General features: G+C 67.3%; 17 protein-coding genes. 9 read left to right on the plus strand and 8 right to left on the minus strand.

Translation table 11 applies throughout. The annotated features are described in order from the left end of the window. Positions 1-26 precede the first annotated feature (26 nt). Together AC07PT_RS12190 and AC07PT_RS12195 are read right to left on the minus strand one after the other, a co-directional pair. The gene (locus AC07PT_RS12190; RefSeq protein ID WP_492348295.1) at positions 27-635 is read right to left on the minus strand and encodes a response regulator transcription factor; all 609 of its coding nucleotides are present in this window, start codon (positions 633-635) and stop codon (positions 27-29) included. Further along, on the minus strand, positions 632-2,842 hold the full coding sequence (locus AC07PT_RS12195) for a PAS domain S-box protein (RefSeq protein ID WP_492348296.1): 2,211 nt from the start codon (positions 2,840-2,842) through the stop codon (positions 632-634). Before AC07PT_RS12195 ends, AC07PT_RS12190 begins: the two co-directional genes overlap by 4 nt. A 179-nt stretch (positions 2,843-3,021) precedes the next feature. Between AC07PT_RS12195 and AC07PT_RS12200 the strand changes: the two genes are divergently transcribed. Then, positions 3,022-4,392, plus strand: coding sequence for an MFS transporter (locus AC07PT_RS12200; protein ID WP_494656787.1), 1,371 nt, complete (start codon positions 3,022-3,024; stop codon positions 4,390-4,392). A gap of 1 nt (position 4,393) precedes the next feature. Here AC07PT_RS12200 and panB read toward each other — a convergent pair whose 3' ends face one another. The 5 genes from panB to AC07PT_RS12225 all read right to left on the minus strand — a co-directional run bounded on the left by panB (position 4,394) and on the right by AC07PT_RS12225 (position 9,791). Beyond that, positions 4,394-5,272 (minus strand): 3-methyl-2-oxobutanoate hydroxymethyltransferase, encoded by an 879-nt coding sequence (gene panB, locus AC07PT_RS12205; RefSeq protein ID WP_494656788.1) that lies wholly within the window; start codon positions 5,270-5,272, stop codon positions 4,394-4,396. Positions 5,273-5,298: 26 nt separating this feature from the next. Next, positions 5,299-6,882 (minus strand): L-aspartate oxidase, encoded by a 1,584-nt coding sequence (gene nadB / locus AC07PT_RS12210; protein WP_492348299.1) that lies wholly within the window; start codon positions 6,880-6,882, stop codon positions 5,299-5,301. 42 nt (positions 6,883-6,924) lie between these two features. Further along, positions 6,925-7,794 carry a segregation and condensation protein A gene (locus tag AC07PT_RS12215; RefSeq protein WP_492348300.1) on the minus strand — a complete coding sequence of 290 codons (870 nt, stop codon included), beginning with the start codon at positions 7,792-7,794 and terminating at the stop codon, positions 6,925-6,927. Between the two features lie 61 nt (positions 7,795-7,855). Then, on the minus strand, positions 7,856-8,059 hold the full coding sequence (locus AC07PT_RS12220) for a DUF3460 family protein (RefSeq protein ID WP_492348301.1): 204 nt from the start codon (positions 8,057-8,059) through the stop codon (positions 7,856-7,858). Between the two features lie 49 nt (positions 8,060-8,108). Beyond that, complete coding sequence (locus tag AC07PT_RS12225) at positions 8,109-9,791, minus strand: SulP family inorganic anion transporter (protein WP_494656789.1); 1,683 nt, start codon at positions 9,789-9,791, stop codon at positions 8,109-8,111. 90 nt (positions 9,792-9,881) lie between these two features. Here AC07PT_RS12225 and AC07PT_RS12230 point away from each other — a divergent pair, with 90 nt between their 5' ends. Continuing rightward, on the plus strand, positions 9,882-11,708 hold the full coding sequence (locus tag AC07PT_RS12230; RefSeq protein ID WP_494656790.1) for a 7TM-DISM domain-containing protein: 1,827 nt from the start codon (positions 9,882-9,884) through the stop codon (positions 11,706-11,708). A gap of 25 nt (positions 11,709-11,733) precedes the next feature. On the opposite strand, the gene metG is transcribed toward AC07PT_RS12230, so the two are convergent. Continuing rightward, on the minus strand, positions 11,734-13,803 hold the full coding sequence (metG, locus tag AC07PT_RS12235; RefSeq protein WP_494656890.1) for a methionine--tRNA ligase: 2,070 nt from the start codon (positions 13,801-13,803) through the stop codon (positions 11,734-11,736). Between the two features lie 208 nt (positions 13,804-14,011). Here metG and AC07PT_RS12240 point away from each other — a divergent pair, with 208 nt between their 5' ends. From AC07PT_RS12240 to AC07PT_RS12270, 7 genes are all read left to right on the plus strand, one after another. Beyond that, positions 14,012-14,755 carry a gluconate 2-dehydrogenase subunit 3 family protein gene (locus AC07PT_RS12240; protein ID WP_494656791.1) on the plus strand — a complete coding sequence of 248 codons (744 nt, stop codon included), beginning with the start codon at positions 14,012-14,014 and terminating at the stop codon, positions 14,753-14,755. 12 nt (positions 14,756-14,767) lie between these two features. Continuing rightward, positions 14,768-16,525, plus strand: coding sequence for a GMC family oxidoreductase (locus tag AC07PT_RS12245; protein ID WP_494656792.1), 1,758 nt, complete (start codon positions 14,768-14,770; stop codon positions 16,523-16,525). Beyond that, positions 16,525-16,944, plus strand: a complete 420-nt coding sequence (locus AC07PT_RS12250) for a c-type cytochrome (RefSeq protein ID WP_494656793.1) — start codon at positions 16,525-16,527, stop codon at positions 16,942-16,944. The genes AC07PT_RS12245 and AC07PT_RS12250 overlap by 1 nt, the downstream gene beginning before the upstream one ends. Before the next feature lie 101 nt (positions 16,945-17,045). Next, on the plus strand, positions 17,046-18,134 hold the full coding sequence (gene apbC / locus AC07PT_RS12255) for an iron-sulfur cluster carrier protein ApbC (RefSeq protein ID WP_494656891.1): 1,089 nt from the start codon (positions 17,046-17,048) through the stop codon (positions 18,132-18,134). A 25-nt stretch (positions 18,135-18,159) separates the two neighbouring features. Beyond that, positions 18,160-19,110, plus strand: coding sequence for a LysR family transcriptional regulator (locus AC07PT_RS12260; RefSeq protein WP_494656794.1), 951 nt, complete (start codon positions 18,160-18,162; stop codon positions 19,108-19,110). 389 nt (positions 19,111-19,499) lie between these two features. After that, positions 19,500-21,131, plus strand: coding sequence for an OFA family MFS transporter (locus AC07PT_RS12265; RefSeq protein ID WP_494656795.1), 1,632 nt, complete (start codon positions 19,500-19,502; stop codon positions 21,129-21,131). Between the two features lie 37 nt (positions 21,132-21,168). Next, a complete protein-coding gene (locus tag AC07PT_RS12270) occupies positions 21,169-21,696 on the plus strand; it encodes a formate dehydrogenase subunit gamma (protein WP_492348308.1) in 528 nt (175 codons plus the stop codon). Positions 21,697-21,699: the final 3 nt, after the last annotated feature.

The following is a 21,699-nucleotide window of genomic DNA, read 5'->3' on the forward strand; positions in this document are numbered from 1 at the left end:
CAGAGCGCGACCCCTGCGCCATGCGTTTAGCCGCCCCCCACCAACCACCCCTGCCGCGTCAACCACCGCCCCAGCTCGTTGTCATTGCCCAGGCCCAGCTTGGCGAACAGGTGGGCGCGGTGGGTTTCCACCGAGCGGGGGCTGCAGGGCGGCTCGAGCTGGCGCGCGATCTCCTTGTTGGCCCAGCCCAGGCCGACCAGGCGGGCCACCTCGCGTTCGCGCTGGGTCAGGCTGTCCCATTGCTGCAGGGCCCGGGCGCGGGCCTGGGCTTCGGCCAGGGCCGCAGGCAGGCGCTCCAGCAGGCGGGCGGTGTCGGGTTTGACCACCCAGTCGAAGGCGCCCTGGCGCATGGCCTCGAGCGCGGTGGGAATGTCGCCGTGGCCCGACAGGAACAGCACCACCAGGGGGCTGCGGCGCTGGCGCAGTTGCTCCAGCACGGCCATGCCGCTCAGGCCGCCCATGCGCAAGTCCAGGATCACGCAACCGGTCTGGCCTGGGGCCAAGGCCTGCAGGAAGGCCTCGCCCGATTCAAAGCCCTGCACCGGCAGGCCCTGGGCAAACAGCAGCAGCAGCAGCGAGCGGCGCACGGCCTCGTCGTCATCAACCAGGAACAGGGTGGGGGTGGTGGGGCTCATGGGGTGGCGGGGGCCGAAGCTGGCTGGGGTGTCACGGGCATCGGGGGCATCAGGGGCAGGGTGAAGAAGAAGACGGCGCCGGGTTGGCTGTCGTGGCGCTCGCGCACACCCAACTGGCCGCCATGGGCTTCCACCAGGGTGCGGCAGATGTTCAGGCCGAGCCCCAGGCCATCGGCCTTGGTGCTGAAAAAGGGGTTGAACACCTGTTCTCGCAGGGCTGTCGAGACGCCCGGGCCGTGGTCGGCCACGCACAGTTCGAGCTGCTCGCCCTGCACGCTGGCGCTCAGTTCGATGGCCCGTCGCGCGGCCGGCAGGTGCTCGGTGGCCTGCAGGGCGTTCTGCAGCAGGTTGATCAGCAGTTGCTCCAGCAGCAGGCGGTCGCCGCGCACGGGGGGCAGGGCGGCCAGCGCATGGCGGTCCAGCCGCAGTGGGGCGGCGGCCAGTTCGGCCTGCAACAAGCCCTGCACGCGCTCCACCACCTGGGCCAGCTGACAGGCCTGGTGTTGGCCACCCTGGGGCCGGATCAGGCCGCGCACGCGCTGCACGATCTCGCCGGCGCGGCGTGCCTGGGCCACGATGTCACCCAGCGCTGATTGCAGCAGTTCGGGGGGGCCCTGGCGGGCCAGGGCCTGGGCGGCCAGGGCAAAGTTCGTCAAGGCCGTCAGTGGCTGGTTCAGCTCGTGGGCCAGGGTGGAGGCCATTTCGCCCAGGCTGGCCAGGCGGGCGCTGCGTTGCAGCTGCAGGGCCTGCTCGCGCTGGCGCTGTTCGGCCTGGCGCTGGGCGGTGATGTCCACCACCGAGCTCATCCAGCCCTGGTGCTGGCCCTCCGCGTCGATCAACGGGGCGGTGTAGACCATGGTGATCACGTCATGCCCGTCGCGGTGGCGGATGCGCGACTCGAAGCCCTGGGGCGCGGCGCGGCCCTGCAAGGCGGCCTCGCTGTCGCGCTGGTGGCGGTCCATCTCGTCGGGGTGCCAGTACGGGTAGGGCGGCAGGCAGTCCAGCAGTTCGTCGGCACGGTAGCCCACCATGTCGCACAGGGCGGGGTTGACGTAGATGATGCGGCCCTCTCGGTTGCGCGCCCGCATGCCCACCAGCAGCGAGTCTTCCATGGCCTTGCGAAAGGCATGCGCCAGTTGCAGGTCGCGGGTGCGCTCCTGCACACGCAACTCCAGCTCTTGCCGGGCCTGGCGCTGTTCGGCAAAGCGGCGCTCGCGCTGTTGCCAGCCCAGGGTGGCCAGCAGCAGCACCGCAGCGCCCAGCGTGGCCAGGGCCAGGGCCTGGCGTCGGGCCTGGGCCACGTCGGCCAGGTCGGTGCTCACGGTCAGCGTCCAGCCCAGCTCGGGCAAAGGCGTGTCCAGGGCCAGCAGCTCCCGCTGCCGTCCGCCTTGTCGGGTGCGCAGCCGGTACTCCGCCTGATCGGCCGCTCGCTCCAGTCGCCAGGGCAGGGCCGGGTAGGCCAGGGTCTGCGGGGGGCCGTACTGTTCGTGGCGGGCCAACCAGGCCAGATCGTCGGGCGACAGTGGGCGGCTGCTGCGGTACAGCCAATCGGGCTCGGAGCTCAGGAACACAATGCCGCGGCTGTCTTGCAGCAGCACCGGGGCGCTGGCCTTGGCCCAGGCCTGGCTCAGTTCCTCCAGCCCCACCTTGACGGCCACGACGCCTCGCACCACCCCATGCTGGCGCACGGGTTCGGCAATGAACAGGCCTGGCGCCCCGGTGGTCAGACCCACCCCGTAAAAAGTGGTGCGCACCCCCTGGCTGGCCTGTTCGAAATAGGGCCGTTGCCGGTAGGACTGCCCCACAAAGCTGTGAGGCGTGTTCCAGTTGCTGGCGGCCAGGGCCTGGCCGTTCAGGTCCATCACGTACAGCGCGGCCGACTCGGTGCGCCCGCGCAGGTCTTCAAAGTAGCGGTTCACCTGCTGGCGCCGCAGAGGCAGCTCGGGCTGTGCCAGCAAGGCCAGCACCTCGGGATGGCGGGCCGCCGCGTAAGGCAGGTAGTCGTAGCGCTCGGCCACCCCGCGCAGGGCCAGGCTGTAGACCTCGGCGGCCTGATGCAGCTCGGCTGTCTTGGCCTGCAGTTCGCGGCGTTCGGCCCAATGGCCGGCCAGGCCGACGGCGGCGGCCGTGAGCAGGCCCAGGCCCAGCCAGGCCAGCGGGCGCGGGCGGGTCAGGCGCTGCAGCAGGGGCGGGAGTGGGTTGGGCATGGTGGTCGGGGGCGAAGGCCAGGGGCCGTGCTGGGGCTGGTGGGCGCCAACGATAGCGCGAGCGGTGGTGGTCAGCCGCTCGAACGGTGACTTCTGCGTAGTTTTACGCAGAACGGTGCCCCGGCGGGCACGGATGCGCGGCCGGGCGGTGATTTTGACAATGGCGTGAAACCCTTTGCATGGAGACACACCACATGAATGCATCCGCCCGTGGCGCTGCAGCCTCGGCTGCCGCGACCCCCTCAGCCCCCGTTTCGCCATCCGAGCGCATCGAAGCCCGGCGTCTGCGCGCCATCCTGGTCGGCTCGGCCGGCAACCTGGTCGAGTGGTACGACTTCTACACCTACGCCGCTTTCTCGCTGTACTTTGCCAACTCTTTCTTTCCGGCCCAGGATGCGACCGCGCAGATGATGTCCACCGCCGGCATTTTTGCCCTGGGCTTTTTCATCCGGCCGCTGGGCGGCCTGCTGTTCGGCCGCATCGCCGACCGCCGTGGCCGCAAGACCGCGCTGATGGGTTCGGTGCTGCTGATGTGTCTGGGCTCGCTGATCATTGCCTGCGCTCCCACCTATGCGGTGGTGGGCGCCTGGGCGCCCGTGCTGCTGTTGCTGGCGCGGCTGCTGCAAGGCCTCAGCCTGGGGGGTGAATATGGCTCCAGCGCGACCTACCTGTCCGAGATGGCCACCTCCAGGCACCGGGGCTTTTACGCCAGCTTTCAGTACGTGACCCTGATCGGCGGGCAGTTGACGGCACTGCTGGTGTTGCTGGTGTTGCAGCACCTGTTGCTGAGCGATGCCCAACTGCGCGACTGGGGCTGGCGGATTCCGTTTCTGATCGGTGCCGGCCTGGCCGTGTTGGCCCTGCGCATGCGCAAGGACTTGCACGAAACCGCCTCGTTCGAGGCCAGCCGCAGCCAGGCCAAGCCCCTGAGCGGCCTGCGCCAGTTGGCCCAGCACCCGCGTGAAGTGTTGCTGGTGATCGGCCTGACCATGGGCGGTACCCTGGCGTTCTACGTTTACACCACTTACATGCAGAAGTTTCTGCGTCTGTCCGTGGGCTTGACAGACAGCCAGACCACCGCCGTCTCGGCCGCGTCGCTGGTGTTTGCCATGCTGCTGCAGCCGATCTACGGCGCGCTGTCCGACCGCGTGGGCCGGCGCCCCTTGCTGGTGGGTTTTGCCTTGCTGGGCACGATCTTCACCGTGCCGCTGCTGACCGCCATCCGCCATGCCCAGGGCCCTTGGGAGGCCTTTGGCCTGATCGCCTGCGCCTGGCTGATCGTGTCGGGCTACACCTCGATCAATGCGGTGGTGAAGGCCGAGCTGTTCCCGGCCGCCATCCGAGCCACCGGGGTGGGCGTGCCGTATGCGCTGGCGGTGTCGGTGTTTGGCGGCACGGCCGAGTACGTGGCGCTGTGGTTCAAGCAGGCGGGGCTGGAAAGCGGCTTTTACTGGTATGCCACCGCCGTGATCGCGTGCACCTTGATCGTGTGCTGGTGCATGCGCGACACGCGCAGCACCTCCAGAATCGACGCTGAAAATCCGGCTTGACTCACCAGGCGTGCAGCGCCGGGTCCGGAAAGCTGCCGTCCTTGACCGCGCGCACATAGGCCTGCAGGGCGGCCTGCACGCTGCCGGCGCCGTCCATGAAGTTGCGCACGAACTTCGGGTTCTTGCCCAGGTTGATGCCCAGCATGTCGTGCATCACCAGCACCTGGCCCGCGGTGTCGGGGCCGGCGCCGATGCCGATGGTGGCGCAGCGCGTCAGCTCACGGGTCAGCTCGCCGGCCAGGGTGGCCGGCACCATCTCCAGCACCAGCATGCTGGCGCCGGCGGCCTCCAGGGCCCAGGCCTGTTCCTTCAGCAGGGCAGCGCTGTCGCCACGGCCTTGCACCCGGTAGCCGCCCAGGGCATGCACGGTCTGCGGTGTCAGGCCCAGGTGGGCGCACACGGGGATGCCGCGCTCCACCATGAAGCGCACCGTCTCGGTGGTCCAGCCGCCGCCTTCGAGCTTGACCATGTGGGCGCCGGCCTGCAGCAGGGCCACGGCGCTTTCCAGCGCCTGCTCGCGGCTGCTCTGGTAGCTGCCAAAAGGCAGGTCGCCGATGATCCAGGCCGTGCCCTGCACGCGGCGCAGGCCGCGCGCCACGCTTTCGGTGTGGTAGCACAGGGTGTCCAGGCTCACGCCCACGGTGCTGGGCAGGCCCTGGCAGACCATGCCCAGCGAATCACCCACCAGCAGGCACTCCACCCCGGCCGCATCGGCCATGGCGGCAAAGGTGGCGTCGTAAGCCGTGAGCATGGTGATTTTTTCACCCCGGGCGTGCAGCTCGGCCAGGCGCGGCAGGCTCAGCGGCTTGCGGGTGGCCACCGGCGAGGCCGGGGGCAGGGTGCCGTAGGGCGAACTGAGGGGCGTGTCGGTGGCGGTCATGGGGGTCTCCGGGTGCCTGTGGGGTCTCAGACCGCGCCGGGCAGCACAGTGGGCTGCGCCACGGGGTCGGTCTGGGGGTGATCGGTGCTGTAGTGCAGGCCGCGGCTTTCGCGGCGCTGGCGGGCCGAACGCACCATCAGTGCGGCCACGTCACACAGGTTGCGCAGTTCCAGCAAAGCACGGCTGGGGTGTCCCAGGTGCCACAGGCGTGCGCTGGCGGTCTGCAACGGGGCCAGGGCCTGGTCGGCGGCCTGCAGGCTGGCGTCGCTGCGCACAATGCCGACCTGGGCCGACATCAGCTGGCGCAGTTGCTGGCGCAGGGCGGCCGCATCGGCGTCCAGAGCAGGCTCGGGTGGCGGGTTGGCCAGGTCGGGCGGTGCGCTGGGGCGGCTGGCAGGCAGGGGCTCGGCCAGCACCTGGTCGGCCGCCGCGCGCGCAAACACCAGGCATTCGAGCAGCGAGTTGCTGGCCAGCCGGTTGGCGCCATGCAGGCCGGTGCAGGCCACTTCGCCAATCGCCAGCAGGCCCGGCAGATCGGTGCCCCCGGCCAGATCGGTCAACACACCGCCGCAGGTGTAGTGGGCGGCGGGCACCACCGGGATCGGCTGGCGCGTGATGTCGATGCCCAGGGCCAGGCAGCGTGCTGCAATGTTGGGAAAGTGCGCCTGCAAAAAGGCCGGGCTCTGGTGCGAGATGTCCAACTCGACACAGGGCAGCCCGTGGCGTTTCATCTCGGCGTCGATGGCCCGCGCCACCACGTCGCGTGGGGCCAGTTCGGCACGGCTGTCGTACTCGGGCATGAAGCGCTCGCCGCCGACCGTGGCCGGGCGTTTGAGCAGGCCGCCTTCGCCGCGCACCGCCTCGCTGATCAGAAAGCCCTGGGCTTCGGGGTGGCACAGGCTGGTCGGGTGGAATTGCACAAACTCCAGGTTGGCCACACGGCAACCGGCACGCCAGGCGGCGGCCATGCCATCGCCGGTGGATGTGTCGGGGTTGGTGGTGTGGGCGAACACCTGGCCGGCGCCGCCGCTGGCCAGCACGGTGTGCGGGGCCAGCAGGGTGCGCCGCAGGCCGTGCGTCGTGTCCAGCAGGGTCACGCCCAGGCAGCGGCGTGCGGCCCCATCGGCGTTGGGTGGGGCCAGCACCAGATCGATCAGGCTGTGCCCCTCCAGCACCGTGATGCCCGGGGTGCGGCGCACCACGTCCATCAGGGTGCGCTGCACGGCGGCACCGGTGGCATCGGCCACGTGGGCGATGCGGCGGGCACTGTGCCCGCCTTCCCGGGTCAGGTGCAGGGCGCCCTGCTCCTGGGTGAAGGGCACGCCCTGGGCCTGCAGCCAAGCCATGGCGGCAGGCGCACCCTCGACCACGAAGCGCGTGGCGGCCTCGTCGCACAGGCCGGCCCCGGCCACCAGGGTGTCGCGCACATGGTCGTCAAAGCTGTCGTCGGCGGCCAGCACGGCGGCAATGCCGCCCTGGGCCAGGCCACTGGCCCCGGCGTCCAGGGTGGCCTTGCTGATCACCGCCACACGGCGGGTGGGGGCCAGCAGCAGGGCGGCGCAAAGGCCGGCCAGGCCGCTGCCGACGATGAGGGTGTCGAATTCGGTCACGGTGGAGGGGGGGATGAAGGATGGGGCATGGCCCCGGGGCGTTCAGGCCGGGGTGTAGGCCAGGCGCACGTAGATCGGGGCAAAGGCCTCGGCCTGGGTGATCTCGATCAGGGTCTCCTTGGCCAGTTCGAGCAGGGCGATGAAGGTGACCACCAGCACGGTGCTGCCTTTTTCGGGTTCGAACAGGTCTTCGAACTCGACAAAGCGGCGGCCCTGCAGGGCCCGCAACACCTTGCTCATGTACTCGCGCACGCTGAGTTCTTCGCGGGTGATGCGGTGGTGTTGCACCAGGCGCGCGCGTTTGAGGATGTCGCGCCAGGCCTCCTGAAGATCGACCACGTGCACATCGGGAAAGCGCGGTTGCAGGCTTTGCTCGATGTAGACCTGGGCCCGCATGAAGTCGCGGCCGAACTGGGGCAGGGCATTGAGCTTGGCGCCGGCCAGCTTCATCTGCTCGTACTCGAGCAGGCGGCGCACCAGCTCGGCACGCGGGTCTTCGGGCTCCTGCCCTTCGGGCGCCGGCTTGGGCGGCAGCAGCATGCGCGACTTGATCTCGATCAGCATGGCCGCCATCAGCAGGTATTCGGCCGCCAGTTCGAGGTTGCGGGTGCGGATCTCGTCCACATACACCAGGTACTGGCGCGTCACCGCGGCCATCGGGATGTCGAGGATGTTGAAGTTCTGCTTGCGGATCAGGTACAGCAGCAGGTCCAGCGGGCCTTCAAAGGCCTCCAGAAAGACCTCCAGTGCATCGGGCGGGATGTACAGGTCGGTCGGCATGGCGAACAGCGGTTCGCCATACAGGCGGGCCACCGCCACGTGATCGACCACGCTAGGCATCGCCGATCCCTCGGTGGCACCGTCAGGGGCAGGCGGGAGCAGCGCCGTGTCGGCGCCTGGGCTGGGCTTCATGGGTGGGGGTGGGGCAGGCGCGCGCCGGGCGGGGGCCGTTGGGGGGCGCCGGGCCTGGGCCTCAGTGGCCGTTTTGGTAGACGTAGGGCTTTTGCGGCACGCGGGCCTGCTTGAAGCCGGCCTGGCTTTCGCGGTCTTGCTCGCGGTCCCACAGCAGGCCGCGGCCCGCTTGTTGCTGGGCGTCCAGTTCGGGCTTGGCGGCCTTGAGCTGTTCGATGAACTGGGTGGCGTCAGAGGTGTAGTGAGGGCGGGCGAAGATCGACATGTTGCAAGTCCTTTGGGCGCGATTTTACCGGCCCCGGGGCCCGGCTCGTTCAAAGCCCAGGCGAGGGGCCGTTTTGCGCCTGGGCCTCGGCCTGGGCGGCCGCCAGTTCGGCGCTCAGCCCCGAGCGTCGGGCCAGGTCGTGCGGCTGGGGTTGCAGCCCTTCCAGGTGCAGCGTGCCGCCATGCTGGCGCACCACCCGGTGCAACTGGCGCAGGGCATCGACCCCAGTGGAATCCAGGGCGATCAGCTGACGCGCTTCGAGCACCACGCGGGTGCCGGGCGGTGCCTGCTCCACCGCGCTGACCAGCCGGTCGATGCGGTCTACCGCCCCGAAGAACAGCGCGCCATACAGCTGAAAGCGCAACTCCGGCCCCTGGACGGGCACCGGCGCCACGCTGAACAGCGAACTCATGCGCCGGATGAACAGCGCGCAGGCCAGCAGCAGCCCGAATTCAATGGCCACCGTGAGGTCGAACACCACCGTGAGCACAAAGGTGCCCAGCATCACCAGCCGGTAATGGCCGGAGTAGTGCTTGAGATCGGCGAATTCGTGCCATTCGCCCATGTTCCAGGCGACAAACAGCAGGATGCCGGCCAGCACAGGCAGCGGAATCAGCAGCGCCAGCGGCGCCGCCAGCAGCACGATCAGTGCCAGCGTGGCGGCATGCACCAGCCCCGAGACCGGTGAGCTGGCGCCCGAGCGGATGTTGGTCACGGTGCGGGCGATGGTGCCTGTGGCCGGCATGCCGCCGAACAGGGGGGTGACGAAGTTGGCCACGCCCTGGGCCATCAGCTCCTGGTTGGGGTCGTGGCGCGGGGTGTTGCTGATCTGATCGGCCACCCGGGCGCACAGCAGTGACTCGACCGCCCCCAGCAGGGCAATGGTGAGCGTGGGATTGAGCAGGTGCTTGGCGGTTTCCCAACTGAAATCGGGCAGGGCCAGCTCGGGCAGGCCGGCCGGGATGCTGCCGAAGCGGCTGCCGATGGTCTCGACCTGCAGGCCCAGCACCCAGGCCAGCAGGGTGAGTGTGACCAGGGCCACCACCGGGCCGGGCAAGCGCGAGGTCACGCGCAGTGCGCGGCGCATGCCAGGGATGTCGTCAAGGGAGGCCTGGAATCGGTGCTTGCGCCCCCACAGCCAGGGCCAGGCGAACAGACCCACCACACAGCACAGGCCCAGACCGAAGGCGGCCGGATTGAACGTGCCCCGATGCAGCCACAGGGTTTGCAGTTGTGAAAAGAAATCGGCGGGCATGCGCGGCACCTGCAAGCCCAACCAGTCTTTCATCTGCGACAGTGCGATCAGCACGGCAATGCCGTTGGTGAAGCCCACCACGATGGTCACCGGCACATAGCGCACCAGGGTGCCCAGGCGCAGCAGCCCCATCAGGAACAGCAGCACCCCGGCCAGACTGGTGGAAATCAGCAGGTTGGCCAGGCCGTGGCGTTCGATGATGCCGTACACCACCACAATGAAAGCGCCTGCCGGCCCGCCGATCTGAACGTTGGAGCCCCCCAGCAGCGAGATCAGAAAGCCCGCGATGATGGCGGTCCACAGCCCGGCCTCCGGTTTCATGCCCGAGGCAATCGCGAAGGCCATGGCCAGCGGCAGGGCCACGATGCCCACCGTGAGCCCGGCGCCGGCATCGCGCCAGAAGCGGACGCGGCTGTAATCGCGGCAGGCATCGAGCAGGCGGGGGTGAAAACGGGCAAGGGGTTGAGGCAGGTGCATTGAGGCGGATTCTGGGCCTCGTCGGCGTCGGCGTCCACTTCACCCAGATCGGGGATGTCCCTGCACTTGCAAAATTGTTACATTGTGTATATGAGAACGTTCATCGCATTCTGCGCGGTGCAGATCGGTGCCTGCGTCGTCCGGCGCTGGCCGGGCTGGATGCTGGGCCTGAGCCTGCTGATGGCTTGGCCCCTGCAGGCCCAGACACCGCCGCCGGCCCAGGCCGGACCCTGGAACGGCCTGACCCCGCCCGCCTGGCGCCTGGTCGACCCTGGTGGGGTGCAGACACCGGCCCGTGTGACGAGCCGGTTCGCCGCTGCGGAGGGGGCCGTCGCCCATCCCGGCGAGCGCGCCGCGTTGGGCCCGGCAAGCGCGCACTGGCTCGCCATTGATCTGCCGGCTGTCCAGGCGCCGCGCGAGGTGGTGCTGGAGGTTCCGATGGCCGATGTGCAGCGCCTGGTCTTTCATGCGCCGCTGGCGGACGAGCGATGGTTCACGGCCGAGGCGGGTGCCTTGCTGCCGGTGGCCCGCTGGCCTCTGGCCCACCTGTCCCCCGCCTTTGCCTGGACAGTTCAGCCCGGGCAGAGCCGGGTCTACCTGAGCCTGGAGGGGCGACGGCCCGCCGAGTTGGCCTGGCGGCTGTGGGACCGTGCGTCCTTCGAGCGATATGCCCAGACCTGGCACCTGCTATGGGGCGCCGCCTTGGGCGGCATGCTGCTGCTGGTGTTGCTGTCGCTGGTTCAGGCCCAGCAATACCGGAATGCCCTGCCCTTGTATTTTGCGGGCGCTTGCCTGGCGCTGGCCGTGGCTGCCGTGGCTCACGGCGGCCTGGGGGCTGAGTACCTCTGGCCCGAAAGAGGGGGCTGGAGCGATCGGGTGTTCGAGGCCTGCCAGTCGCTGGCCCAGGGCTTTGGCCTGTTGTTCATCAGCGGCGTGGCGCGCAGCGCGCTCGCCCCGCGCTGGCGCAGTGCCGGCCTGGTGCTCGGGCTGCTGGGGCCGGTGTTGAGCGTGATGGCCCTGTCGGGTGTGGCCCTGGGCTGGGTGGCCGCAGGCTATGCCGCCCTGGTGTGGCTGGCAGGTGCCGCCATCGCATGGTGCGCCTTGCGGCGCGAGGGCGGTCTGGGCGCCTTGCTGCTGGGGGGCTGGCTGTTGCTCGGGCCTTGGCAATGGGTGGGGGCGATGCGCGGCACGAGCTGGGTCTTGCCCTGGGAGTCGCTGTTGCTGCGCTGGGCGCCCGCGGGGCTGGCTTTGGCACTGGGCCTGCTGGCCCTGGCGCTGGCCTGGCGTTGCCGCCAGCAGCACGATCACGGGGTGCAGCGCCAGGCGCTCAAGCGGATTGACTCCTTGACCGGCCTGTCGAGCGAGCACGTGGTGCTGGAGCGGCTGGACCACCTGATTCTTCGCCAGCATCGGCAGCACCGGCTGGGGGCGGTCATGCGCATCCGCATCGCCAATCTGCAGGCGATCTTCCGCGAGGCTGGCGTGCCGGCCCTGGATGCCGCCACCCTGCAGGCCAGCAATTGCATCTCTCAGGTGGTGCGGCGCAGCGGCGACACGCTGGCCCGCCTGGGCAACGGTGATTTCGTGCTGCTGATGGAGGGCGACTTCAAACCGCAAGGGGTGCTGGACCTGGCGCAGATCATCATTGCGCGTGGCCTGGCGCAACCGGGCCGCCTGCCCGGCGGGGCCACCTTGCGCTTGCAGGTGACCTGCACGGCGGGGTTTTTTCCGGGCTGCGATGCCCAGGCCCTGTTGCAACGTCTGGGTGGGCTGCTGGACGCCATGAACGCCACCGCCAGTGGGCGCGCCCTGCAACTGTTGCAGCCGGGGCAAGACCCGGCGGTGGAGACCGGGCGAGTGGGCACCGCCCCCGCGCCCCTGAGCTGGAGCGACCAGCTCACCACCTCGCCGCGCTGACGACGCCTCGGCGGCGCCTGGGGCTTCAGCGCACCCGCATGCCTGGCGTGGCGCCCGGCCAGGGGTTGAGCACGTAGATGCCCGGCTGGGCCTTTTCATCGCCATGGCTGGCGGCCAGCACCATGCCTTCGCTGAGGCCGAACTTCATCTTGCGCGGGGCCAGGTTGGCCACCATGACCGTGTGCTTGCCGATCAGGTCTTCGGGCTTGTAGGCACTGGCGATGCCGCTGAAGACATTGCGGTGCTTGCCCTCACCCACATCCAGCGTCAGGCGCAGCAGCTTGGTCGAGCCTTCCACCGGTTCGCAGTTCACGATCAGTGCGATGCGCAGGTCGATCTTGGCGAAATCGTCGATGCCGATGGTGGGGGCCAGTTCTTCGCCGCCGGGCAGGGGGGCTTCGGGCTCGGGGGCCGCGGGCGGCTCGAACAGGGCATCGAGCTGCTTCACATCGACGCGTTGCATCAGGTGCTTGTACTCCTGGATGCGGTGGCCCGCGCCCAGCAGGCTGCGGGCGCTGTCAAAGGTAAAGGGCCCCACCTGCAGAAAGGCCTCGACCTGGGTGGCCAGTGCCGGCAGCACGGGCTTGAGCAGGATGCTCAGCAGGCGGAACGCCTCGATGCAGGCGCTGCATACGTCCTGCAGGCGGGCTTCCATGCCTTCTTGCTTGGCCAGTTCCCAGGGCTTGTTCTGGTCCACGTACTCGTTCACGCGGTCAGCCAGCAGCATGATCTCGCGCAGGGCCTTGCCGTAGTCGCGTTCGGCCAGCAGTTCGGCCACACCGGGGGCGGCGTCCTGCAGGTGCGACAGCAAGGCGTCGCCGTCGGCCGACACCGCGGCCAGCTGGCCGCCAAAACGCTTGTGGATGAAGCCTGCTGCGCGTGACGCGATGTTGACGAACTTGCCGATCAGGTCAGAGTTGACCCGCGCCATGAAGTCGTCGGGGTTGAAGTCGATGTCTTCGTTGCGGGCGCTGAGCTTGGCCGCCAGGTAGTAGCGCAGCCACTCGGGGTTCATGCCCAGGCTCAGGTACTTGAGCGGGTCCAGGCCGGTGCCGCGGCTCTTGCTCATCTTCTCGCCGTTGTTCACGGTCAGAAAGCCGTGCACAAACACCGAGTCCGGCGTCTTGCGGCCGCTGAACTTCAGCATGGCAGGCCAGAACAGGGTGTGGAAGGTGACGATGTCCTTGCCGATGAAGTGGAACTGCTCCAGCGCCGGATCGGCCATGGTGGCCTCGTAGTCTTCGCCGCGCTTTTCGAGCAGGTTCTTCAGCGAAGCCAGGTAGCCCACCGGGGCGTCCAGCCACACATAAAAGTATTTGCCGGGCGCGCCGGGGATCTCGATGCCGAAGTAGGGTGCATCGCGGCTGATGTCCCAGTCGCCCAGGCCTTCGCTGGTGCTGCCGTCGGGGTTGGTGCGCACGGTGAACCATTCTTTCACCTTGTTGGCCACCTCGGGCTGCAGTCGCCCATCCTGGGTCCACTCTTCGAGAAAGGCCACGCAGCGCGGGTCGGACAGCTTGAAGAAGAAATGCTCCGAGCTCTTCAGCACCGGCTTGGCCCCCGACAGCGCCGAAAAGGGCGAGATCAGGTCGGTGGGGGCGTACACCGCGCCGCACACCTCGCAGTTGTCGCCGTACTGGTCCTTGGCGTGGCACTTGGGGCACTCGCCCTTGATGAAGCGATCCGGCAGGAACATGTTCTTCTCGGGGTCGAAGAACTGCTCGATCACCCGGGTCTCGATCAGGCCAGCGGCCTTCAGATCCAGGTAGATCTGCTGCGCCAACTGGTGGTTTTCGGGGGCATCGGTGCTGTGCCAGTTGTCGAAGGCGATGTGAAAGCCGTCCAGGTAGGGCTTGCGGCCGGCCGCGATGTCGGCCACGAACTGCTGCGGCGTCTTGCCGGCCTTCTCGGCCGCGATCATGATCGGCGCGCCATGGGTGTCGTCGGCCCCCACAAAGTTCACCTGGTGGCCCAGCATGCGCTGCACCCGAACCCAGATGTCGGCCTGGATGTATTCCATGATGTGGCCGATGTGGAAATTGCCGTTGGCGTAGGGCAGGGCGGTGGTAACAAAGAGCTTGCGTTGGGCGGGCATGGCGGTCATTGGGTTTTCCAGGCGAATCGTTGATTTTATGGGGTGACAAGCCCAAGTCTCTCTGGTGTATCAACAAGCCCGTCGTCAGCCCACGTCTGATTACGTGCATTACCTGGGCAAACCCCTCCGCCAGCCGGTCTGTCTAAGCTGCGTCGAGCCGATCCCACTCGCGGATCCGGCTCATCAATGCAGCCCACAGGAGACTTTCATGCCCCACCCCACACACGCTTCTGAGCTTGCACGACGTGGCTTTTTCAAACAGGTCGCACGGGCCTCCAGCGCCTTGCCGCTGGTCGGCGTTTCGGCGATGGGCCTGGCATCGCCTGCCCATGCCACCACAGCGGCAGCGGCCACACTGCCAGACCCTTGGCCGGGTTACCAATCTTTCAGCCCGGGCGAAGCCGCTTTTGTGGAGGCCCTGGTCAACATCATGTGCCCTGCTGATGCCTTGACCCCTGCTGGGGTGGACTGTGGTCTGGCGGTCTACATCGACCGTCAATTGGCTGGCAGCTTCGGGCAGGGGGACCGGCGTTACCGCCAAGGGCCTTTTGACCCTGGGAAGCCTCAGTTTGGATGGCAGTTCCCGTTGACTCCAGAGCAGTTCTTCAAGGCCGGCGTGGCCGCCGCCAATGCCGAGCTGAAGCGACGGGGCAAGGCCTCGCTGGACGAGTTGCCGACGCCAGATGGCGACGCCTTTCTGCACGAATTGGCCGCGGGGCAGGTTCGGATCGACGGCCTGGATCTGGGGGTCTGGTTCAACGAATTGGTCTACCCCTTGTTCACTGAAGCATGTTTCAGCGACCCGATCTACGGCGGGAACATGGGCAAAGTGTTCTGGACGCTGATTGGCTACCCGGGGTTGCCGGCCACCCATGCGCTTGACATCGTCCAGTTCCGTGGCAAGCCCTTCCCCGGCGCTTCCAAGCCCATGTCGATCGCCGATTTCAGCTGAAAGGATTCCCCCATGAAAAAGCTGACCAAGAGGGCGGTTGTCATCGTCGGTGGTGGACTCGCCGCAGGCCTGGTGTCGCGACAACTGACGGCCCAGGGCATTGATGTGCTGATACTGGAGCGTGGTGTTGACCACCGTGAAGGTGCAGAAGCCAAATTGCCCAGCCAGCGCGACGAACTGCGCTGGGACGTGCGCCAGGGCCTGATCCAGAATTGGGCCCGTGAAACCTACACCGCCCGCCACAGCTCGGCCGACACGGCGGTGCCGATGCGCTGGATCGAGGCCTTTCTGCCCGGCGAAGGCATTGGCGGGGCCGGCAATCACTGGAACGGCCACACCTGGCGCTGGGGTGAACATGAGCCGCGACTGCGCAGCTATTACCTCGATCGCTATGGCAAGGATGCGATTCCGGCGAACATGCCGCTGCAGGACTGGGGTGTGACCTATGCCGAGATGGAGCCTTACCATGAGCTCTTTGAAAAGCTGTTTGGCCTGTCCGGGCGCGCCGGCAACATCGCCGGCCTTCGCCAGCCCGGTGGCAATCCCTTCGAGGCACCGCGTCGAAGTGAATACCCGCAAAAGCCGCTCGAGGCGACGGAAGCCGGATTGATCTTTGAGGTAGCCGCGAAAAAGATGGGTTACCACCCCTTTCCGATTCCGGCCGCCAACTCCTCCGGGGCTTACACCAATCCCGATGGGCAGAAACTCGGGGCTTGCCAGTACTGCGGGCATTGTGAGCGCTTCATTTGTGAGGCCGATGCCAAGGCCTCACCTCAGCAGTTGCTCTACCCCATGCTGCGTCAGCGCAAGGGCTTTGAGATCCGCACCGACGCACACGTGCTGGGAGTGGATTACGACCGGAACACCCACCGGGCCACTGGCGTGCGCTACCTCGACCTCACAACCGGACTCACCTACCAGCAACCGGCCGACGTGGTGGTGCTGGCCGCATTCACCATGACCAATACCAAGCTGCTGTTGACGGGCGGCATTGGCAAACCCTATGACCCGGCCACACGGCAGGGGGTGGTGGGCAAGAATTTCTGCTACCAGGTCAATGGCGGGGTGGACATCTTCATGAAAGACCGGTTCTTCAACCCATTCATGGCCACCGGCTGTACCGGGATCGCTATCGACGATTTCAACAACGACAATTTCGATCATCGTGGATTGGGCTTTCTGGGCGGTTCGATCATCGCGGCCAACCAGTTCGGCGGGCGTCCCATCAAGGGCCGCAGGGTGCCACCGGGCACGCCCGCCTGGGGTACGGCCTGGAAGCAGGCCAATGCGGACTGGTACAACCACGCGATGTCGTTGTCGATCCTTGGCAGCTGCTACCCGGACCACGACAACTACCTGAGTCTCGATCCTCAGCACACCGATGCATTTGGTCAACCGCTGGTGCGCATGACATTCGATTTTCGACTCAATGAGCAGCGCATGGCCGACTACACCGGGCGCAAGATGTATGAGGTGGCCCAGACCCTTGGCGGTGACGCTTTGGGGCCCTTGAACGTCAAGGTGTCGCCATTTGATGCGCGGCGGTACCAGAGCACACACATCACCGGTGGCACGGTCATGGGCGCCGACCCGCACACCAGTGTGGTCTCACCGCATTTGCAGCACTGGGACGCGCAAAACCTTTTCGTGGTCGGCGCCTCTGTCTACGACCACAACTCCAGCTACAACCCCACCGGCCCTCTTGCTGCGCTGGCCCTGCGCCTTGGCGACGACCTGGTGCGCTATTTCAAGAGCCCTGGCCGCCTGTGATGACTTGCCAGCGAACGAAAGGAAAAATCACCATGTTTCATCAATTCTCCAAGTGTCTGTTCCTGCCGGCGGGCTGCCTTGCTGTTTTGGGTTGGCTGTGCGTGGGTAGCGCTCAGGCTCAGGATGTGCAAAAAGGCCAGAAGGTCTTTGAGCAATGTGCTGCTTGCCACTCCGCTGAAGCTCACAATGGCGTGGGCCCAAGCCTCAAGGGGATCATCGGACGCACGGCGGGTAAGGCCCCGGGTTTTCATTACAGTCGTGCCATGAAAAAGTTCGGCAAGACCTGGGATGTCGAGACGCTGAGTGCCTACCTGGCCAATCCACAGGCGGTGGTCCCCGGCAATGTGATGCCCTTTTCGGGCCTGCCCAGTGCCGAGGATCGGGCTGACCTCGTGGCCTACCTTGGCACGTTGAAGTAGGCCTAGCCCCAGACCGGGCATGGGGCGGGTTCTGACCGGCTTGGGTCTCTGGGCTCTAAACTCAGGGGCTCAACATGACCTATCAGCCCTCCCAAAGCCACATGCCTACCACCGAAGCCCTTCTGCAGGCCCTGCAAACCGTTGTTGATCCCCACACCGGCCAGGATTTCGTCTCCACCAAGGCCCTGAAGAACCTCAAGGTCGAGGGTGGCAAGGTGTCCTTCGACATCGAACTGGGGTATCCGGCACGCACCTTCATCCCCACCCTGACCGCCTCCTTGGACGCGGCCGCCCGCCGCGTGGCCGGCGTCACCGAGGTGCAGGCCCAGGTGCGCAGCAAGGTGGTGGCCCATGCGGTGCAGCGCGGCGTGCCGCTGCTGCCCGAGGTGCGCAACATCATCGCCGTGGCCTCGGGCAAGGGCGGTGTGGGCAAGAGCACCACCGCGGCCAACCTGGCGCTGGCGCTGGCCGCCGAAGGCGCCCGCGTGGGCTTGCTGGATGCCGACATCTACGGTCCCAGCCAGCCCATGATGATGGGCATCGAGGGCCGCCCCGCCAGCACCGACGGCAAGACCATGGAGCCCATGCTCAAGCACGGTGTGCAGGTGATGTCGATCGGTTTCCTGGTGGCACAGGACGAAGCCATGATCTGGCGCGGCCCCATGGCCACCCAGGCCCTGGAGCAACTGCTGCGCCAGACCAACTGGAAAGACCTGGATTACCTGATCGTCGACATGCCCCCGGGCACGGGCGACATCCAGCTCACCCTGTCGCAGCGCGTGCCCATGACCGGCGCCGTGGTGGTGACCACGCCGCAGGACATCGCCCTGCTGGATGCCCGCAAGGGCATCAAGATGTTCGAGAAGGTGGGCGTGCCCATTCTGGGCATCGTCGAGAACATGGCGGTGCATGTGTGCAGCAACTGCGGCCACATCGAGCACATCTTCGGCGCCGATGGCGGCCAGCGCATGGCTGCCGACTACAAGATGGACTACCTGGGCGGCCTGCCGCTGGACATCAACATTCGCCTGCAGGCCGACAGTGGCAACCCCACCGTGGTGGCGGCCCCCGACAGCGAAGTCGCCGGTCTGTACAAGACCCTGGCCCGCAAGGTGGCGCTCAAGGTGGCTCAGCAGGCCAAGGATTTTTCGTCCAAGTTCCCGACCATCACCGTCAGCCAGGGCACCTGAGGCCGGTCCTTTCTCGACTTATCCCATGAACATCCTGGCCTCGCTGCGCTACCTGGTGTCGTTGAGCGAGCACCAGCATTTCGGGCGGGCGGCGCAGGCCTGCCACATCACCCAGCCGGCGCTGTCGAATGCGCTGCGGGCCCTGGAGGCCGAGTTTGGCGTGGTCATCGTCAAGCGGGCGCGCCAGTATGCGGGCTTCACCCCCGAGGGTGAACGCGTGCTGGTGACGGCGCAGCGCATGTTGCGTGAGCACGAACTGCTGCAGCAGGACCTGGCCAGCGAGGCCGACCAGCCGCGCGGGCGCCTGCGCATCGGCGCCGTGCCCACGGCCATCCCCATCGTGGCGCGCTTTGCGGCCTGGCTGCAGGCGCGCCACCCCGGCATCCGGCCAGCGGTGCTGTCGCTGTCTTCGCCCGAAATTGAAAACGGCCTCGACGCCCTGACCCTGGACCTGGGCCTGGGCTACACCGACCGCCTGGGTCGTCAGTCGGGGGTGCGGGTGCTGCCGCAGTACAGCGAGCAGTATTTTCTGGTACGCCGGGCCCAGGCGCCTGCGGTGGCCGGCAGCGTGGGCATGCACCGCGGCGAGCCCCTGCGCTGGGTCGAGGCCGCGGCCCAGCCCATGTGCCTGCTCACGCCCGAGATGCACAACCGCAGCATCGTGGACAGCGCCTTTGCCCTGGCCGGTGCCGAGGTCACGCCGGTGATCGAGACCAACTCCATCCTCACCCTGTCGCTCAGCGTGGTGGCGGGCGAGGTCTGCAGTGTGCTGCCCGGTGCGCTGGTTGGCGCGGCCCTGGGCTATGCCGAGCTGCAGGCCCACCCCTTGGTCAGCCCCGAGGTGCACACTCCCATCGGCTTCATGCTGACCCAGGCCGAGCGCCCCTCGCGCGCCCTGGCCGCCGCCCAGGCCCTGGCGCAAGACCCCGACTGGCTGGCCCATGCCGCAGCCCACAGTGGAGCGCTGCGGGCTTGAGGGGTGGGGCCTTGTCGGCCGGATCTAGCGCCAACTTAACCGCCAAAATCGACCTCAATTTCGTCTTTCGACATCTCTTAAGACGTTGATTCGATGGGTTTTTTTTGAGGGCTATCCCATTTTTTCAACCGCCAAATCAAGCGCCAAACGAGGCGCGAATTCGATCCCCAATAACACCCTCATGGGGGTGTTCGGCCACGCAGTCGCAAGGCCATAGACTCTCGGCGGCCTTGATTCAATCCTTGAATCAAGTCATGTCCCGATTCAATTTGACCGCACCGCCCCCCGCTCAGACACTGCGGCACGGCACAACGCCAGGCCACGACCTGAGCGGTGCCGGGGCGGAAACAACAACCCTTCCTCCTCACCACAACAACGGAGACAGACACATGGCAGGTTTTCTTGACAAGGAACGCATCATTGCCGGGCCCGGCTTCAACCGGTGGCTGGTGCCGCCGGCGGCGCTCGCGATCCACCTTTGCATCGGCATGGCCTATGGCTTTTCGGTGTTCTGGCTCCCGCTGTCCAAGGCTTTGGGCATCAAGGAGAGTGTGAAATGCGGCCCCGAGGTGGGCTTTTTCGCCGAGATGTTCACGACCAGCTGCGACTGGAAGATCTCCACCCTGGGCTGGATGTACACCCTGTTCTTCGTCTTTCTGGGCTGCTCGGCCGCCCTGTGGGGGGGCTGGCTGGAACGTGCCGGCCCGCGCAAGGCCGGCGTGGTGTCGGCCCTGTGCTGGTGCGGCGGCATGCTGTTCTCGGCTCTGGGCATCCACCTGCACCAGTTCTGGATGATGCTGCTCGGCTCGGGCGTGATCGGGGGCATCGGGCTGGGCCTGGGCTACATCTCGCCCGTGTCCACGCTGATCAAGTGGTTCCCGGATCGGCGCGGCATGGCCACCGGCATGGCCATCATGGGCTTTGGCGGCGGTGCCATGATCGGCTCGCCGCTGGCGGCCGACCTGATGAAGGTGTTTGCCAGCCCCGAAAGCGTGGGCGTGATGCCCACCTTCATCGTGATGGCACTGGTCTATTTCGTCTTCATGATGGCGGGGGCCCTGGGCTACCGCGTGCCCGCCACCGGTTGGCAGCCCGAGGGCTGGACGCCGCCGGCCATCCATGCCGCCAACACCATGATCACGCAGCGCCATGTGCACGTGAAGAACGCCTTCAAGATTCCGCAGTTCTGGCTGGTGTGGATGGTGCTGTGCATGAACGTGAGCGCCGGCATCGGCGTGATCGGCATGGCCTCGCCCATGCTGCAAGAGGTGTTTGGCGGCTCGCTGATCGGTGTGGCGGCCAAGTACGGTGAGCTCGACAAGACCCAACTGGCCGCGATTGCCGGTGTGGCGGCCGGCTTCACCGCGCTGCTCAGCCTGTTCAACATCGGGGGCCGTTTCTTCTGGGCCAGCCTGTCCGACAAGCTGGGTCGCAAGATGACCTATGTGGTGTTTTTCGTTCTCGGCGGCGTGCTGTACTTTGGCGTGCCGGGCAGCGCCGCGGCGGGCAGCACGGTGCTGTTCGTGGGGGCTTTCTGCATCATCCTGAGCATGTACGGCGGCGGCTTTGCCACCGTGCCGGCCTACCTGGCCGACCTGTTCGGCACCCAGTTTGTCGGCGCCATCCATGGCCGGCTGCTGACGGCCTGGGCCACGGCGGGCATTCTGGGCCCGGTGGTGGTGAACTACATGCGCGAGTACCAACTGGGCTTGGGCATGGCTCGCGAACAGGTCTACAACCAGACCATGTACATCCTGGTCGGCATGCTGGTGATCGGCCTGATCTGCAACCTGCTGGTCCGCCCCGTGGCCGACAAGTGGTTCATGAGCGATGCCGAACTGGCCGAAGAAAAGCGGCTGGCGCACGAGAAAGCCGTGTCGGCCAACAACACCGGCACCTCCAGCGGTCGCCCCGACAGCGTGAGCCCCGCCGTGGTGGCCCTGGCCTGGGCGGCCGTGGGCATCCCGCTGGCCTGGGGTGTTTACCGCACCCTGCTGAGCGTGCTCAAGCTGTTCGGCTGATCCCCACGCGTTTCAAACAAGACACCCAGAGAACCCCATGAGCACCCCCCACGCCTCAGCCCCCGTGGCCCCCGTGGCCCCCGCGGACCTTGCCGCCCTGCAAGCCGTGCAGCAGGCCCTGGCCGAACTGTCCCATCTGCCGGGCGCCCTGTTGCCCATCCTGCATGCGGTGCAGGACCGGCTGGGCTATGTGCCCGAAGCCGGTGTGCCCCTGGTGGCCCAGGCCCTCAACCTGTCCCGGGCCGAGGTGCACGGGGTGCTCAGCTACTACCACCATTTCCGCACCAGCCCACCGGGGCGCCATGTGGTGCAGGTGTGCCGGGCCGAGGCCTGCCAGTCGCGCGGCGCCGAAGCCCTGTGGGCCCACGCCTGCAGCCGCCTGGGCTGCGCCGACAGCGAGCATGGCGCCACCAACGCCGATGCCAGCGTGACGCTGTTGCCCGTCTACTGCCTGGGGCTGTGCGCCTCGTCCCCCGCCATCGTGGTGGACGAGCAGGTGCATGCCCGGGTCAGTCTGCAGCGATTCGACCGCCTGGTGGCGCCCTTGCAAACCCAGGAGGCCTGAACC

Source organism: Curvibacter sp. GW821-FHT09D12 (assembly GCF_059416245.1).